General features: G+C 65.2%; 14 protein-coding genes. 5 read left to right on the forward strand and 9 right to left on the reverse strand.

Annotated elements, in window-relative coordinates; translation table 11 throughout:
• Positions 1-116: 116 nt before the first annotated feature.
• Entirely contained in the window at positions 117-1,016 is a 900-nt protein-coding gene (era, locus tag FMZ75_RS16155; protein ID WP_108915703.1) for a GTPase Era, read from the forward strand.
• Between the two features lie 24 nt (positions 1,017-1,040).
• Here the strand turns inward: era and FMZ75_RS16160 are convergent, their stop codons facing one another.
• Both FMZ75_RS16160 and FMZ75_RS16165 read right to left on the reverse strand, forming a co-directional pair.
• On the reverse strand, positions 1,041-2,516 hold the full coding sequence (locus FMZ75_RS16160) for a glycine betaine ABC transporter substrate-binding protein (RefSeq protein WP_142861619.1): 1,476 nt from the start codon (positions 2,514-2,516) through the stop codon (positions 1,041-1,043).
• A 14-nt stretch (positions 2,517-2,530) separates the two neighbouring features.
• The gene (locus FMZ75_RS16165; protein WP_166144176.1) at positions 2,531-3,292 is read right to left on the reverse strand and encodes an ATP-binding cassette domain-containing protein; all 762 of its coding nucleotides are present in this window, start codon (positions 3,290-3,292) and stop codon (positions 2,531-2,533) included.
• A gap of 206 nt (positions 3,293-3,498) precedes the next feature.
• On the opposite strand from FMZ75_RS16165, the gene dinB reads away from it, so the two are divergent.
• The gene (dinB, locus tag FMZ75_RS16170) at positions 3,499-4,572 is read left to right on the forward strand and encodes a DNA polymerase IV (protein WP_108915700.1); all 1,074 of its coding nucleotides are present in this window, start codon (positions 3,499-3,501) and stop codon (positions 4,570-4,572) included.
• A gap of 60 nt (positions 4,573-4,632) precedes the next feature.
• Here dinB and FMZ75_RS16175 read toward each other — a convergent pair whose 3' ends face one another.
• Positions 4,633-6,192 carry a glucan biosynthesis protein gene (locus FMZ75_RS16175; protein WP_108915699.1) on the reverse strand — a complete coding sequence of 520 codons (1,560 nt, stop codon included), beginning with the start codon at positions 6,190-6,192 and terminating at the stop codon, positions 4,633-4,635.
• Between the two features lie 765 nt (positions 6,193-6,957).
• Between FMZ75_RS16175 and FMZ75_RS16180 the strand changes: the two genes are divergently transcribed.
• Both FMZ75_RS16180 and FMZ75_RS16185 read left to right on the forward strand, forming a co-directional pair.
• The gene (locus FMZ75_RS16180; protein WP_166144178.1) at positions 6,958-8,100 is read left to right on the forward strand and encodes a type III PLP-dependent enzyme; all 1,143 of its coding nucleotides are present in this window, start codon (positions 6,958-6,960) and stop codon (positions 8,098-8,100) included.
• A 123-nt stretch (positions 8,101-8,223) separates the two neighbouring features.
• Complete coding sequence (locus FMZ75_RS16185) at positions 8,224-8,847, forward strand: GNAT family N-acetyltransferase (RefSeq protein WP_166144180.1); 624 nt, start codon at positions 8,224-8,226, stop codon at positions 8,845-8,847.
• A gap of 194 nt (positions 8,848-9,041) precedes the next feature.
• Here FMZ75_RS16185 and FMZ75_RS16190 read toward each other — a convergent pair whose 3' ends face one another.
• From FMZ75_RS16190 to amoC, 6 genes are all read right to left on the reverse strand, one after another.
• Positions 9,042-9,518, reverse strand: a complete 477-nt coding sequence (locus FMZ75_RS16190; protein ID WP_166144182.1) for an ATP F0F1 synthase subunit B — start codon at positions 9,516-9,518, stop codon at positions 9,042-9,044.
• Positions 9,519-9,529: 11 nt separating this feature from the next.
• Positions 9,530-10,114: an ATPase gene (locus tag FMZ75_RS16195; RefSeq protein ID WP_142863539.1), complete on the reverse strand. Its 585-nt coding sequence runs from the start codon at positions 10,112-10,114 to the stop codon at positions 9,530-9,532.
• 78 nt (positions 10,115-10,192) lie between these two features.
• The gene (locus tag FMZ75_RS16200; protein ID WP_018267102.1) at positions 10,193-10,423 is read right to left on the reverse strand and encodes a F0F1 ATP synthase subunit C; all 231 of its coding nucleotides are present in this window, start codon (positions 10,421-10,423) and stop codon (positions 10,193-10,195) included.
• Between the two features lie 52 nt (positions 10,424-10,475).
• Complete coding sequence (locus FMZ75_RS16205) at positions 10,476-11,216, reverse strand: F0F1 ATP synthase subunit A (protein WP_018267103.1); 741 nt, start codon at positions 11,214-11,216, stop codon at positions 10,476-10,478.
• 64 nt (positions 11,217-11,280) lie between these two features.
• Positions 11,281-11,616, reverse strand: coding sequence for an AtpZ/AtpI family protein (locus tag FMZ75_RS16210; RefSeq protein WP_108915694.1), 336 nt, complete (start codon positions 11,614-11,616; stop codon positions 11,281-11,283).
• A gap of 335 nt (positions 11,617-11,951) precedes the next feature.
• Positions 11,952-12,728, reverse strand: coding sequence for a bacterial ammonia monooxygenase, subunit AmoC (amoC, locus tag FMZ75_RS16215; RefSeq protein ID WP_166144184.1), 777 nt, complete (start codon positions 12,726-12,728; stop codon positions 11,952-11,954).
• A 196-nt stretch (positions 12,729-12,924) separates the two neighbouring features.
• Here amoC and FMZ75_RS16220 point away from each other — a divergent pair, with 196 nt between their 5' ends.
• Positions 12,925-13,731: a LysR family transcriptional regulator gene (locus FMZ75_RS16220; RefSeq protein ID WP_246729014.1), complete on the forward strand. Its 807-nt coding sequence runs from the start codon at positions 12,925-12,927 to the stop codon at positions 13,729-13,731.
• Positions 13,732-13,912: the final 181 nt, after the last annotated feature.

Raw genomic sequence — 13,912 nt, forward strand, 5'->3', positions numbered from 1 at the left:
AAGCCTCGAAGGATGCTCCAGCGCGCGGCGTCGCGACCCTTCGAGACGCCGGCTCCTCGAGGTGAGGGCGCTGACTTGGACCAGGGCTTCATGCCAACATCGAAAGGCGCATTCTCGTGACCGAAACAAGCTGTGGCTTCGTCGCCTTGGTCGGCGCGCCCAACGCCGGCAAATCGACGCTGCTCAATCAGCTCGTCGGCGCGAAAGTCTCCATCGTCTCGCGCAAGGCGCAGACGACGCGCGCCCTCGTGCGCGGCATAGCGCTGGAGGGCGAGGCGCAGATCATCCTCGTCGACACGCCCGGCATTTTCGCGCCAAAGCGCCGGCTCGACCGCGCCATGGTGGCGAGCGCCATCTCCGGCGCCGGAGACGCCGACGCCATCGTGCTGCTGGTCGACGCGCGCCGCGGCCTCGTTCCCGAGGTGGAGGAGATCGTCGCCAAGCTCGCCGCGCTCTCCGCGCCCAAGATTCTCGCGCTCAACAAGATCGATCTCGTGCCGCGCGACTCTCTGCTGGCGCTCACGGCGGCGCTCACGCAAAAGGCGAATTTCATCGAGACCTATATGATCTCGGCGCTGAACGGCGACGGCGTCGCCGATCTCAAAGCCGAGCTCGCCGCGCTGATGAAGCCCTCGCCCTGGCTCTATCCCGAAGACCAGCTCTCCGATGCGCCGCTGCGGCTGCTCGCCGCCGAGATCACGCGCGAAAAAATCTTCGAGCGTCTGCACGACGAATTGCCCTATCAATCGACGGTCGAGACCGATTCCTGGCAAAATCAGAAGGACGGCTCGGCGCGCATAGAGCAGACGATCTATGTCACCCGCGACGGGCAGAAGAAGATCGTCATCGGCGAAGGCGGCCGCACCATAAAGGCGATCGGCCAGGCCGCGCGCCGCGAGATCGCCGAGGCCGCCGAGCAGAAGGTGCATCTCTTCTTGTTCGTGAAGGTGCGCGAGAACTGGGCCGACGACCCCGAGCGCTATCGCGAGATGCGGCTGGATTTCCCGAAGGAGTGACGCGGCCGACATTGCGCGAAAAGATCATCCGCTCGCCTTCAGCCGCAAGCCTCTCGGCACGATCCACGACTCGGCGAGATCGAACAGCCCTTGCACGGCGAGCGCCATCAGCGCCGCCGGAATCGCGCCCTCGAGGATCAGCGCGAAATTGTCCAGCCGCACGCCGGTGAAGATCGGCTGGCCATAGCCGCCGGCGCCGATGAGCGCGCCCAAAGTCGCCGTGCCGACATTGATGACCGCCGCCGTCTTCAGCCCCGCGAGTATCGCCGGCGAAGCCATCGGCAATTCGACGAGAAGCAAGCGCCGCCAGGGCGAAAGGCCGATGGCGATCGCCGAATTTTCGATCGCGCGCGGAATCGTCGTGAGGCCGGTCGCGACATTCCGCACGATCGGCAGCAGGCTATAGAGGAAGAGCGCGACGATGGCGGGCGGCGCGCCGATGCCGAGCAGCGGAATCATGAAGACGAGCAGAGCCAACGAGGGAATCGTCTGCAGCACGCTGGCGAGGCCGAGAATCGCATGGCCGAGGCGCGGGCGCTTCGCCGCCGCGACGCCGAGCGGCACAGCGACGAGGATCGCCGCCGCGAGCGAGACGCCGACGAGAAAGAGATGCTCGCGCGTGCGTCGCCACAGGCGCTCGGCGAGGCTCTGCGAAGGCGCCGGCGCCTCGACGCCGAATTGCGTGGCGACGAAATTCGCCGCCGCCTCGCGTTCTGTGCGAAGTCCCGTCCTCACCGCGACATTCATCGCGATCATCGCCGGCGCGTCGATGCGGCCCTCGAGCCGCAGCATGGACATGACCGCCCGCGGCGCGCGCTGCTCGAGATCGGCGCGATAGAGCAGGACGGCGCGATTTTCCGCGAAGAGCTTGCGGTCGTCGATGAGCACGAGAATGCGCCGATCGGCGATCTGCGGATCGGTGGCGTAGAGATCGACGACATCGATCGCGCCCTCGATGAGACCCTTATAGGCGATGTCGTGATCGAGCCCGCGCACATCCTCCGCGGCGAGCCCATAGGCGGCGCGCAGCGCCGGCCAGCCATCGGCGCGGGCGAGCAATTCCTCGCTCAAGCCGAAGACGAGCGAAGGATGCCGCGCGAGATCGGAGATATCGCGAACGCCCAGCGCCTCGGCCTTGTCGCGCCGCATTCCCAGCGCATAGCCATTGCCGAAGCCGAGCGGCAGGCTCATGCGCAGCCCGAGCTCGCCGAGCGCGTCGGCGAGCTGGCGATCATTGGCGAGCCGCAGCTCGGCGAGAATCTCCTGCCGCAGCGTGCCCGTATATTCGGGATAGGCGTCGATCTCGCCGGAGAGCAGCGCATTCCAGACGAGCCGCGTGCCGCCGAGCGCCGGCCGGCGAATGACGCGCGCGCCCGAGGCGGCGGCGAGATCGGCGACAATGTTCGAGAGAATGACGGATTCGGTGAAGGTCTTCGAGCCGATGCGCACAGCGTCTCCCTCGCGCGCGCAGGCGCCGAGCAGAAGAAGCGCGAGCAGCATTGCGAGAGCGCGCCTCATCGCGCGCCCCCGGGCGGAAGCGGCAGATCGGACAGCCGCCGCGCGCTGGCGCGCACGAAGCGCGTCACGAATTCTTCCGCCGGCCGCTCGACGAAATCGGCGAAGCGTCCTTGCTGGACGATGCGGCCGCGATTCATCAGCACGATTCTCTCGGCGAAGAAGCCGGCCTCGGCGAGATCATGCGTGACGATGACGACGGTCTTGCGCAGCCGCGCGAAAATCGCGGCGAGATCGTCCTGAAGATCGGCGCGGATCAGCGGATCGAGCGCGCCGAGAGGCTCGTCCATCAGCAAAATCTCGGGATCGAGCATCAGCGCGCGCATCAGCGCCACGCGCTGCCGCTGGCCGCCGGAAAGCTCGGCCGGAAAGCGCTCCAGCGCCTCGGCCGGAAAGCGCGTGAGCTGTAGCAGCTCCTCGAGCCGCGCCGCGCGACGCTCCGCCGGCCAGCCCGTCTCGCGCGCCATCAGCTCAATGTTGCGGCGCGCGGTGAGATGCGGGAAAAGGCCGCCCTCCTGAATCACATAGCCCATGAGGCGCCGGAGCTTCTCCGCCGAGAGCGGCGTCAGCAGATGGCGCGCCACCTCGATCTCGCCGTCATCGGGCGTCGTGAGCCCGACGATCATGGACAGAAGCGTGGATTTGCCGGAGCCGGAGGGGCCGATCAGCGCCGTGGCGCGCGCGGGCTCTATCGTCAGCGTGACGTCGTCGACGACGCGCGCGCCGCCGAAACATTTACTGACATGCTCCAATCGGATCATGACTGCGCCGCGACGTCGGGGCTGACGTCCTTCATCTGTCGCGCGCGGCCGGGGTTCCAAGGTGCGGCGGCGCGACGCTCGAGCTCGCCTTTCGAAAGAGCGGTCGAGTCGCCAGCGACGCCCTCGGGTTGAATCCCGCGCGCCGACGTGAGATTTTTCGCGCTCCCGCAGCGGCTCGCTCGGCGTTTCGCCCACAAAGCGTCCATATGGCGTCACAACGCAAGATCATTCACGTCGACATGGACGCTTTCTATGCGTCGGTCGAACAGCGCGATAATCCACAATTGCGCGGAAGACCCGTCGCCGTCGGCTCGCCGCGCGCGCGCGGCGTCGTGGCGGCGGCGAGCTATGAGGCGCGCGCTTTCGGCGTGCGCTCGGCCATGCCCTCGGTCACTGCGATGAGGCGCTGTCCCGATCTCGTTTTCGCGCCGCCGCGCTTCGACGTCTATCGCGAGGTCTCGCGCCGCATTCGCGCGATCTTTCTCGACTATACGCCCTTGGTCGAGCCGCTCTCGCTGGACGAGGCCTATCTCGACGTCACCGACAATCGCAAGCGCATCGCCTCCGCAACTCGTATCGCAGAAGAGATCAGAGCGCGCATTCGCGAGGAGACGCGGCTCACGGCCTCGGCCGGCGTCTCCTACAACAAATTTCTCGCCAAGCTCGCTTCCGACCAGAACAAGCCGAATGGTCTCTTCGTCATCCCGCCGGACAAGGGCGCCGATTTCGTCGCCGCCCTGCCGATCGGCAAGTTCCACGGCGTCGGGCCGGCGACGACGAAGAAAATGAATGCGCTCGGCATAGAGACGGGCCTCGATCTGCGCGCCAAGACGCTGCCTTTCCTGCAAATGCATTTCGGCAAAGCGGGCGGCTATTATTACGGCATCGCGCGCGGCGTCGACGATCGCGAGGTGCGGCCGGACCGCATTCGAAAATCGATCGGCGCCGAAGTGACCTTCGCGCAGGACCTCTTCGCTTTGGACGAGGCCGTCGCCGCTCTCGCGCCCATCGTCACGCGCGTCGCCGCCCATTGCGAGGGCGCGCGGATCACGGGACGCACGGTTACGGTCAAAGTCAAATATGCGGATTTTCAGCAGATCACGCGGCGCAGCACCAGCGTGGCGCCGATCGCCTCGCGCGCCGCGCTGGAGGCGGCGGCGCGGGCGCTGCTGCATCCGCTGTTTCCCTCGCCGAAGGGCGTGCGTTTGCTCGGCGTCACGCTCTCGTCGCTGGCGCCGGCGGGCGAAGCCGTCGATTCGCAGCTGAGCTTGGGGGTGTGACGCGAATAGCGAGCAGGCGGCGAGCCGCCTGCTCGCTATTCGCCGGCCTCCATCGGCTCCTCACGGCGTCCACGGATACGTCCACGTCTCCGTCAACGTGAGCGGACCGGCCTTGAGGAAGACGCGGACATCCGCCGTCTGTCCCGATTTCGCCGCCACGTCGAACATCACGCGTATCCCGTCAATATGCGGATTGGCGGCGACGCTCGAGCGAATGACGGAGCCGTTCGCGGCCGAGGCGACCACCTCCACCTGCGAGGGATCATTGACGTAATAAGCGAGATCGCCGCCGGCGAAATCGACGAGGAAGCGATGCGCGCCGGGCGCCGTCGACTCGCCCGAGCCGAGCGCTCGCGCCGGCGTGTCGAAAGTGTTCACCGCGCGGCCATTGGGCGACAGACGCGGCTGATCGAGCAGCGAGGTGATGCGATAGGCATAAGAGAAGGGCTTGCCGATCTCGAGCGGCTGCGCGCCGACGAAGGCGGCGACGATATTGTCGTTGGTCTCGTCGAGCGTCGGAAGCTCCAGCAGCTCGACGGCGCCCTCGCCCCAGGCGCCTTGCGGCTCGATGAAATAGCTCGGCCGGCGCTCATAGGCGAGGTCGATGTCCTGATAGGCCTCGAAATTGCGGTCGCGCTGCATCAGCCCGAAGCCGCGAATATTGGGATCGGAGAAAGTGGTCAGCCGCGCGATCGGCGCATTGGCGAGCGGGCGCCAGAGCCATTCCTTCGAATCGCCATGGACGAGCAGACCGTCCGAATCATGCAGCTCGGTGCGGAAGCCGTCGCGCATACGGCGGTCGTTCTCGCCGGTGAGATACATTGAAGTGAGCGGCGCGAGGCCGAACTTCCCCTTGCGGCGCGGGAAGATCGTCGCCTGCACGTCGATCGTGCTGTCCTGGCCCGTCGCGAGATCGAAGCGATAGGCGCCGGTCGCCGCCTCGCCGTCGAGCAGCGCGTAAATGGTGATGCGATTGCTTCCCGGCTGCGGGGTCTCGATCCAGAATTCGCGGAAGAAGGGGAAGACCTCCGTATTGTCACCGCAGTCGACGCAGAGCCCGCGCGCCGAAAGCCCGTAGCGCTGGCCGCGACCGAGAAAGCGAAAATAGCTCGCGCCGAGGAAGGAGATCACCTCGTCGTGAACATGCGGATCATTGAGCGGAAAATGCAGGCGGAAGCCGGCGAAGCCGATGTTGATCGGCAGAGTCTTCTCGAATTTGTTGCGGCCGTAGTCGAACAGCGACGCCGAATAAGGGATAGGCGTCGGAATGCCGTCCCTGATCGTGTTCACCGTCACCGGGCGCTTGTAGAGAAAGCCGAGATGGAAGGTGTGCAGCCGGAAAGAACCGGGAATATTGGAGAACAGCGCTTTTTCCGGACGGAAGCGCAGATCGCGGAAGGAGTCGAAGTCGAGCTTCGCCAATTCGTCCGGCAGCTGCGGCGGCGCCGCCTCGAAAGGCGCGCCCGCGAGCTCGCGGGCGCGGCGCGTCACATCCTCGAGACCAAAGCGCGGCTGTTGCCCATTGGGGACGGATTGTGCGACCGCGCGCCCCAGCGGCGCGGCCTGAGCGCCCGCCGCGACCATCGCGCCGAGAAGCCGGCGGCGTGTGATATCGATCATTTCAGTCGGTTTCCGGAAAAAAGCGACGAGCGGGAGCCCGTCTTCGCATCATGAACGAATCGGGCGTTCTTCGAGACGCCGCCCCGTCCTCACGAGCGCGGCCCGCCGCTCGGCCCCGTCCGGGCTTCTGCCTATCCGGCTTTGCGCCGGGCCGCAAGACGCTCCGACTAATCCCGGTCAGAGGCGTAAAATCGGCCGAAGGCGGACAAATTTCGTCTCGGCGCGAAAAAGCTCTTGCAGAGCCGGTGAAAGCGCGTATTTACGTCTTTGCCCAATTTCGCACGTGCCTGTGGTCGTGTGTCGGTCGGCGGGGATCCGGACAAGAGGCCGGTCAACCGTCGGAATAAAACCGGCAGCCGGAGGCGAAACCGGCGAACCTCGCCTGAGCGAGGGATCGCGACTTAAAGCAACGACGGACCGGGCTTTTTCGTCTCTGTCGACCCTCCAAAGGTCGGCGTACCGAAGAGGCTTGTCTTTCTTGCCGGGCGTGCGGAAAGGGAAAAATCCCCTTCCAAGCGATGGCTATTCGAATCGGATTCGATGTCCGTCCGGGCATTCGCGTCCGTGCTTCGTCTAGCCGACGGCGCATCACCCGACCGTTTGGCGTCCCGCCTCGAGCGGAGCCGTTGGACGGTCATGGAACGCAGTCGTCTCGATGTTCAGCGCGCCTCCACAGCGCGCTGCGCAAACGGCGGCGTGCATCCGATCGAAGCCCTTGGCCACTCCGCGGCTCTTTATGCCGCGACTTCGTTGGGGATGCCGCAAATGACGGATCGTATTCGCGAATTTTTGGAGGCCCGTCGTCGCGCCGGACGCGATGTCGGCCCCTGCCTCGTCGTCGACCTCGAGGTCGTGCGCGACAATTACACGAGCTTCGCCAAGGCGCTGCCGGACACGCGCGTATTCTACGCGGTGAAGGCCAATCCGGCGCCGGAGGTGCTCTCCCTTCTCGCCTCGCTCGGCTCCTGCTTCGACACGGCTTCGGTCGTCGAGATCGAGCAGGCCATGGCCGCCGGCGCGACGCCGGATCGCATCAGCTTCGGCAACACGATCAAGAAGGAGCGTGACATCGCCCGCGCCTATGCGCTGGGCGTGCGCCTCTTCGCGGTCGATTGCGAGGCGGAGGTCGAGAAGATCGCCCGCGCCGCCCCGGGCTCCAAGGTGTTCTGCCGCATTCTCTGCGACGGAGCCGGAGCCGAATGGCCGCTGTCGCGCAAATTCGGCTGCGCGCCGGATATGGCGCCGCGCGTCCTCGAGCACGCTCATCGCCTCGGACTTTCGGCTTATGGCGTCTCCTTCCATGTCGGCTCGCAGCAGGGCAATCCGAACATGTGGGACGGCGCGCTGAAGTCGGCCTCGTCGATCTTCCGCGATCTCGCCGAGCGCGGCATTCAGCTGCAGATGGTCAATCTCGGCGGCGGATTTCCGACCCGCTATCTCAAGAATGTGCCGGCCGTTAAGGCCTATGGCCAGGCGATCTTCCGAGCGCTGTCGAAGCATTTCGGCAATCGCATTCCCGAGACGATCATCGAGCCCGGCCGCGGCATGGTCGGCAACGCCGGCGTGATCGAGGCCGAGGTCGTGCTGGTGTCGAAGAAGTCGCAGGAGGACGAGGTTCGCTGGGTCTATCTCGACATCGGCAAGTTCAATGGCCTCGCCGAGACGACCGACGAGATGATCCGCTATCCGATCCGCACAGCAGCAGACGGTTCGGCAACCGCGCCTTGCGTCATCGCCGGCCCGAGCTGCGATTCGGTGGACGTGCTGTATGAGAAGGAGCCCTACCTCCTGCCCATCAGCCTGGAGATCGGCTCCAAGGTGCTGATCGAGGGAACCGGCGCCTATACGACGACCTATTCGTCGGTCGGCTTCAATGGCTTCCCGCCGCTCGAATCCTTCGTCATCTGACGCCTCCGGGCTGCGAGCCTTCTGGCTCGCAGCCGCCCCGCCCAAAATTATCTGTCCCGTTCGGCGGGCGCGCTGCGATGCGCGCCAGGCGCGAGGGTCGTCCGTCCTCGAAGGGAGGAACCGATGGCCTTTGAATTCCCTCACCATCAGATCGCCTCGCACGGCTTTGCGCGGGTCGGAGCGCCGGTCGACATCGGCGCGGCCTTCGACATTCTCGACGAGGCGCCGCAGGATGTGTCGGCCCGCGAAGCGCTGCTCGACGAGGCCTTCGGCCCGGCGCGCTTTCTCAAGACCTGTGAGAGGCTGCGCGAAGGGCGCATTCCGGCGCGCGGGCTGGCGCTCGTCGCCAAGGGCGAGGGCCGCCTCATCGCGACGATGCGCATGTGGCCGATCTTCGCCGGCGCCGGACGCCCGGCGCTTCTGCTGGGTCCGGTGGCGGTGGCGCGCGATTGTCGCGCGCTCGGCCTCGGCGCCGCCATGATCGAGGAAGGCATCGCCCGGGCGACCGCGCGCAATCATCGCGCGGTTCTGCTGGTCGGCGACGCGCCCTATTATGCGCGCTTCGGCTTCGACGCCCGCTTCACGCAAGAGCTCGTCCTGCCCGGGCCGGTGGAGCGCGAGCGCTTCCTCGGGCTGGAGCTGACGAAAGGCGCGCTCGAGGGCGCCGAGGGCCGCGTTTCCGGCGCGGGCGCACGGGACGCCGTCGCGATGCCGCGGCGGACGCGGGAGCTCGCGCGCGCCGCCTGATCGGCGAAGCAGAAAGCGCGCCGAAAAGGCCTGCTTTCGTTTCTGCAGAGAGCGTTTCCTGCCGAAGGAGACGCCGGTTCGGCGTCGGAAGGGCGGTCGAAAACAAGAGCCCGGAATAGAATTCTGGAATAGAAAAAGGCCCGAAGTCTCACGACTTCGGGCCTTTTTGATCGGGAGAGCGGCGCCGCTGCGCGTCAGTGCGCCAGCGACTTCACATCCGCAATGCCGGCGGAGACGAAATCGGCGCCGGCGACGCCCTTGCGCAGCACCGCCTCGGCGACCTTCACCGCAGCGTCGGCGGCGCTAGCGCGCACCTCGGCGGCGGCCTGAGCCTCGGCCTGCGCAATCTTGTCCTCGACCTGCTTGGTGCGGCGGGCAATATACTCTTCGAGGTGCTGGCGCGCTTCGCTCGCCAGCAATTCGGCCTCGCTCTTGGCCTGAGCGACGATCGCCTTGGCCTCTTCCTCGGCGTCTTCGCGCTTCTTCTCGAAGGAGGCGAGCAGGCTCTCCGCCTCGCTGCGCAAGCGCTCGGCCTCGGCGAGCTCGCTCTTGATCCGAATCACGCGCGAATCGAGCGCGGCCGCGAGCTTCTTATGCGCTCCCACATAGAGGAGCACGCAGACGAAAATGCCGAAGCCGATGGCGACGAAAACTTCCGCGTCGAAATGCATGGCTCGACCTCTCAGCTCGCCTTGATGTTACGAAATTCGCCTTGCAGCGTCTCGGCGGCGACGCGGGCGCCCGTCAACTTCTCGAGGATCGCGCCGGCGGCTTCGGTGGCGATCGCCTCGACATTGGACAACGCCTCTGATTTGGCGGCGAGAATCTGCGCCTCCGCGGCGGCGACCTTCTCGGCGAAGGCGGCCTCTTCGCTCGCGCGGCGCGAGGCGGTCTCGGACGCAGACTGCTGCTGGGCGGCGCGGCCGATGTCCTGCGCCTGCGCCTTGGTGACGCGCAATGTCTCGTCATGCGCGGCGGCGGCTTCCTGCGCCTTCGCCTGGAGCTCGCGCGAGGCGAAGAGATCGCTCTCGATGCGGCTCTCGCGGTCGTGCAGGATGGAGCCGATGCGCGGCAATGCGATGCGCGACATGAGAATGTAGAGAAGTCCGAACGTCAGCGCCAGCCAGACGAGCTGCGGAACGAAATTCTCCGTCTGGAACGGCGGAAACTCGCCTCCACCGTGATGCTCGACGCTCGTTTGCGTCGCGCCCGGCTCATGGGCTCCATGCGGCGCCGCCTCTTCGGCGGCGAGAACGATATTCGCCATGACGGCTTCCAGCCTCTTGTCTGCGTGGGAGACGACAAAGGCTCGGGACGCGTCCCGAGCCTTTGTTCATTAAGGCCTTTAGGCCTTGAGATAGAGCAGGATCGCGATCAGAAACGCGAAGATGCCGAGACCTTCGGCCAGCGCCGCGCCGATGATGGCGTTGGTGAACTGAGCGGCCGCGGCCGACGGATTGCGCAGCGCGCCATTGAGATAGTTGCCGAAGATGATCGCGACGCCGATCGCGGCGGCGCCCGTTCCGATGGCGGCGAGACCAGCGCCGATCGGGCCGTAGACGGAAACATCAGCCATTGTTAACTCCTGCTCTTTTTGGGCGGGCGACCATTTATTGTTCGAATATTTATCAGTGGCCCGGGTGGATCGCGTCATTGAGATAGACGCAAGTGAGGACGGTGAAGACGAACGCCTGGAGGCAGTTGACCAGCAGCTCCAGGGCGTAGAGCACGACGACGCCGAGCACGGGAACCGGCGCGAGCGCGGCCCAGGAGCCGGCGCCCAGCAGCATCACGGCGAGGCCGCCGAACACGGCGAGCGTGATATGGCCGGCGAGAATATTGGCGAAGAGACGAACCGAGAGCGACACGGGCCGCGACAGGAAGGAGATGATCTCGATCGGGATCAGAATGACCAGCACCGGCGCGGGAACGCCATGTGGCACGAACAGCCGCAGAAAGCCGAAGCCATGGCGGTAGAGCCCGTAGAGGATCACCAGAAGGAGGACGAAGGCCGCGAAGGCGAAGGTGAGAACGATCTGGCTCGACAGCGAATAGGTGTAGGGGACGAGGCCGATCAGATTCGACATCAGAATGAAGGTGAACAGCGTGAAGACGAAGGGGAAGAAGCGCATCCCTTCCTTGCCCGCCGTGGAGCGCACCGTATTGGCGACGAATTCGTAGAGGACCTCGGCGAGCGCCTGTCCGCGGCCCGGCACCAGCGCGCGCTTGGACGTCGCGAATATGGTGAGGATGATAGCCGCCGAAGCGGCGAGCAACATATAGAGCGAGGCGTTGGTGAAGGAGACGTCGACGCCATTGATGAAGTAAGGCGCAATACGCTGGAGCTCGAACTGCTCGGTAGGATTCATCGCTCGATCCGGACGACGCCCGGCCCTTCATCTCCGCGGCGCCGAGGAAGTCGGGCCGCCTGTTTCATCCGCCGCCTCGCGCGTCTTTCGGCGCGACGAAGCGAAACACATTGTAGAAGCCCGCAGCGACGCCGAGCCCCAGAAACAGGATCAGCAGCCACGGCCCGGAGCCGAACCAGCGGTCCGCCTGCCATCCGATCAACGCGCCAACGAGAATCGCCGCGACAAATTCGGACAGCACGGTGAAGCCCGCGCTCAGCGCCTTTCCGAACGACCCGCCGACCGGCAATCCGCCGCCTGTCTCGGCGCGTCGCTCCGCTTCCTTGCCGACGAGCTCGGCCTGGAGTCGCTCCAGCCGCGCGCGCAGATCTCGGTCGCTCTCGTTCTTGTCCATCGTCATCGGCTCTCCTCCTCGCGCAAAAGCTTCAGAGCACGCGCGAGCAGCATAGATGATCGCCGAGGAAACGCCCGGACAGGGGCGACGGAAGGGATTTCGACGCGACGCGATATCGGCCGGGCGGCCAAGTCGTTCGAGCCGCGCGCAACATATGGGCAGCGCCATTTCGTGTCAAGCCGCAGTCGCAGCCGCGAATCCCCCGGAAAACCAGGGTTTTTTCGCAATTGTCCAATTCTTGCGCAGACTCCTTTTCGCGGTTGCGAGATGGCCCGGAGCCGCAATGCGGAAAAGCCGCCCCGCGCCCGCCGCCAGGGGATGGCGGGCGCGAGACCGCGAGGTCAGCCGATGACGGCCTTCACGCCATCCTCGCCGAGCAGCGCTTTGACGCGCATCAAGAGCTGAAGAACCACGCCGAACACGCCGAGCGCCATCCAGCCGAAGAAGACGAAACCCCAATGCAGCGGCGCGACGAACAGTTCCTCCATGAACCAGAACGTATGGCCCCATTCATTGAGGCCGACATTGGGGATGATCATGAAGGGGCCGACGGCGACGATCAGATAGGCCAGCGAATAGCCCTTGGAGAAATAGGGGATGCGCGTCTTGGCGTGGAAGAAGGCGCCCACCGCCATGATCGAGTAGATCGGATAGCTCATGTAGAATTCGATGATATGCGACGGGGTGAAATCCGTGTCGCGGATCACCGTCATATGCCAGGTGCCGTCCTGCTCGGTGAAGAAGCTCGCGCCCCAATAGATGGCGATGGCGTAGATCGTCAGCCATTTCATATTGTCGACGAGCGCGCGCAGCTCCTGGCGCGGCGTCACCTTGGACATGTCGCGCGTGCGCGTCTTCCACAAATAGCCGGCGAGGCCGAGGCCGGCGACCAGCTCCAGCGGAATCTCGGTCCACAATATCGTCAGCCAATAGGTCTGGAACTCCGGCGCGAAGGAATCGAGGCCGGCGCGCCAGCCGAAAATCTGCTCATAAATGCGCACCATCAGATAGAAAGCGCAAAGGGCCGCGGCGCCGATCCAGAACAGCTTCAAATCGACGATCACATCCGTGTCGTCCGCGACGCCGGCCTTGCCGGCGGTCTCCGTCGTGAGGCTCATTTCTCTCTCCTTTTTTCGTCTTGCGTCCGCGCCCGCTTCCGCACGGCCGCAAGGAGAGGTAAGGTCCGCCTCTCTCTTTGGTAAAATGCATTGTTTTCATCGTGCTATCGAAAATTTTCAGTGGCGTCGGCGGCGCCGTTCTGGCGTCATCTTCACGAGCGATCCTCGCTTTGCGCGGGGGACGAATGGCGGGCGCATGACCGAGCTGCGGAACTTCGATCTCAATCTTCTCGTCGCCTTCAACTTTCTGATGGAGGAGCGCAATGTCTCGCGCGCGGCGCAAAAGATGTTCATCACGCAATCGGCGATGAGCCATGTGCTGCAGCGCCTGCGCCAGCAGCTCGACGATCCGGTGCTGGTGAAGACACCACAAGGGATGAAGCCGACGCAGCGCGCGCTCGCCCTGGTCGAGCCGGTCGCTTCCATATTGAACGAGGTCGAGCAGGTGATCCGCGGCTCGAAGGAGTTCTCGCCGGCGACGACGCAGCGGCGCTTCACCATAGCGACGAATGATTACGTCGAATTCTGCCTGTTGCCGCCGCTGATGCGGTCGGTGAGCCGGCAGGCGCCCAATGTGGAAATCCATCTCGTGCAGACGTCGGGATCGCTACGCGAGGCGGCGGACGCCGGCGAGGTCGATCTCGTCATCGGCTTCGACGTGATATTGGATTCGACGCCCTATGTGCGGCGCGAGCGGCTCTACACGGATCGCATCGTCGCGCTGGCGCGGCGCGACCATCCCGATTTTCCGACGAACGAGCCGACGCTCGAGCAATTCGTCGCGGCGAAACATATGCTGATGTCGCGGCGCGAGGCGGGCACGGGCATCATCGACGATTGGCTGGAGCGGCGCGGCCTCGCGCGCAAGGTTTCGCTCGTCGTGCCGAATTTTCTCTCGGCGCCCTGGATCGTGGCGAGCAGCGATCTCGTCTTCTCATTGCCGCTGCGCATCGCCGAGCATTTCGTGCGTCTCGCGCCGCTGCGAATATTGGAGATACCGTAAGCGCCGTTTCCGTCCCATTGCCGCTGGAATGGAAGAGCAGCTTGCAATTCGTTGCGACAAGGCATTGCACGCCTTTGGCGCAAAGCTTTGCCAGCGATTGGTTCAGCGTGCGGGCAAGCGATCAGGCGGCCGGCGTCGGCGACGAGGATTTGAAGGCCCAGGGCATCAGCTCGTCGATGCG

Origin of the sequence: Methylosinus sp. RM1, assembly GCF_011378635.1 — a bacterium.
GTDB classification, from domain to species: domain Bacteria; phylum Pseudomonadota; class Alphaproteobacteria; order Rhizobiales; family Beijerinckiaceae; genus Methylosinus; species Methylosinus sporium.

Coding starts and splice junctions, on each gene's coding strand:
- FMZ75_RS16160 (WP_142861619.1), bottom strand. CDS start 2,516: ATGCTGCTCGCGCTTCTTCTGCTCGGCGCCTGCGCGCGCGAGGGAGAC.
- FMZ75_RS16165 (WP_166144176.1), bottom strand. CDS start 3,292: ATGATCCGATTGGAGCATGTCAGTAAATGTTTCGGCGGCGCGCGCGTC.
- dinB (WP_108915700.1), top strand. CDS start 3,499: ATGGCGTCACAACGCAAGATCATTCACGTCGACATGGACGCTTTCTAT.
- FMZ75_RS16175 (WP_108915699.1), bottom strand. CDS start 6,192: ATGATCGATATCACACGCCGCCGGCTTCTCGGCGCGATGGTCGCGGCG.
- FMZ75_RS16180 (WP_166144178.1), top strand. CDS start 6,958: ATGACGGATCGTATTCGCGAATTTTTGGAGGCCCGTCGTCGCGCCGGA.
- FMZ75_RS16185 (WP_166144180.1), top strand. CDS start 8,224: ATGGCCTTTGAATTCCCTCACCATCAGATCGCCTCGCACGGCTTTGCG.
- FMZ75_RS16190 (WP_166144182.1), bottom strand. CDS start 9,518: ATGCATTTCGACGCGGAAGTTTTCGTCGCCATCGGCTTCGGCATTTTC.
- FMZ75_RS16195 (WP_142863539.1), bottom strand. CDS start 10,114: ATGGCGAATATCGTTCTCGCCGCCGAAGAGGCGGCGCCGCATGGAGCC.
- FMZ75_RS16200 (WP_018267102.1), bottom strand. CDS start 10,423: ATGGCTGATGTTTCCGTCTACGGCCCGATCGGCGCTGGTCTCGCCGCC.
- FMZ75_RS16205 (WP_018267103.1), bottom strand. CDS start 11,216: ATGAATCCTACCGAGCAGTTCGAGCTCCAGCGTATTGCGCCTTACTTC.
- FMZ75_RS16210 (WP_108915694.1), bottom strand. CDS start 11,616: ATGACGATGGACAAGAACGAGAGCGACCGAGATCTGCGCGCGCGGCTG.
- amoC (WP_166144184.1), bottom strand. CDS start 12,728: ATGAGCCTCACGACGGAGACCGCCGGCAAGGCCGGCGTCGCGGACGAC.
- FMZ75_RS16220 (WP_246729014.1), top strand. CDS start 12,925: ATGACCGAGCTGCGGAACTTCGATCTCAATCTTCTCGTCGCCTTCAAC.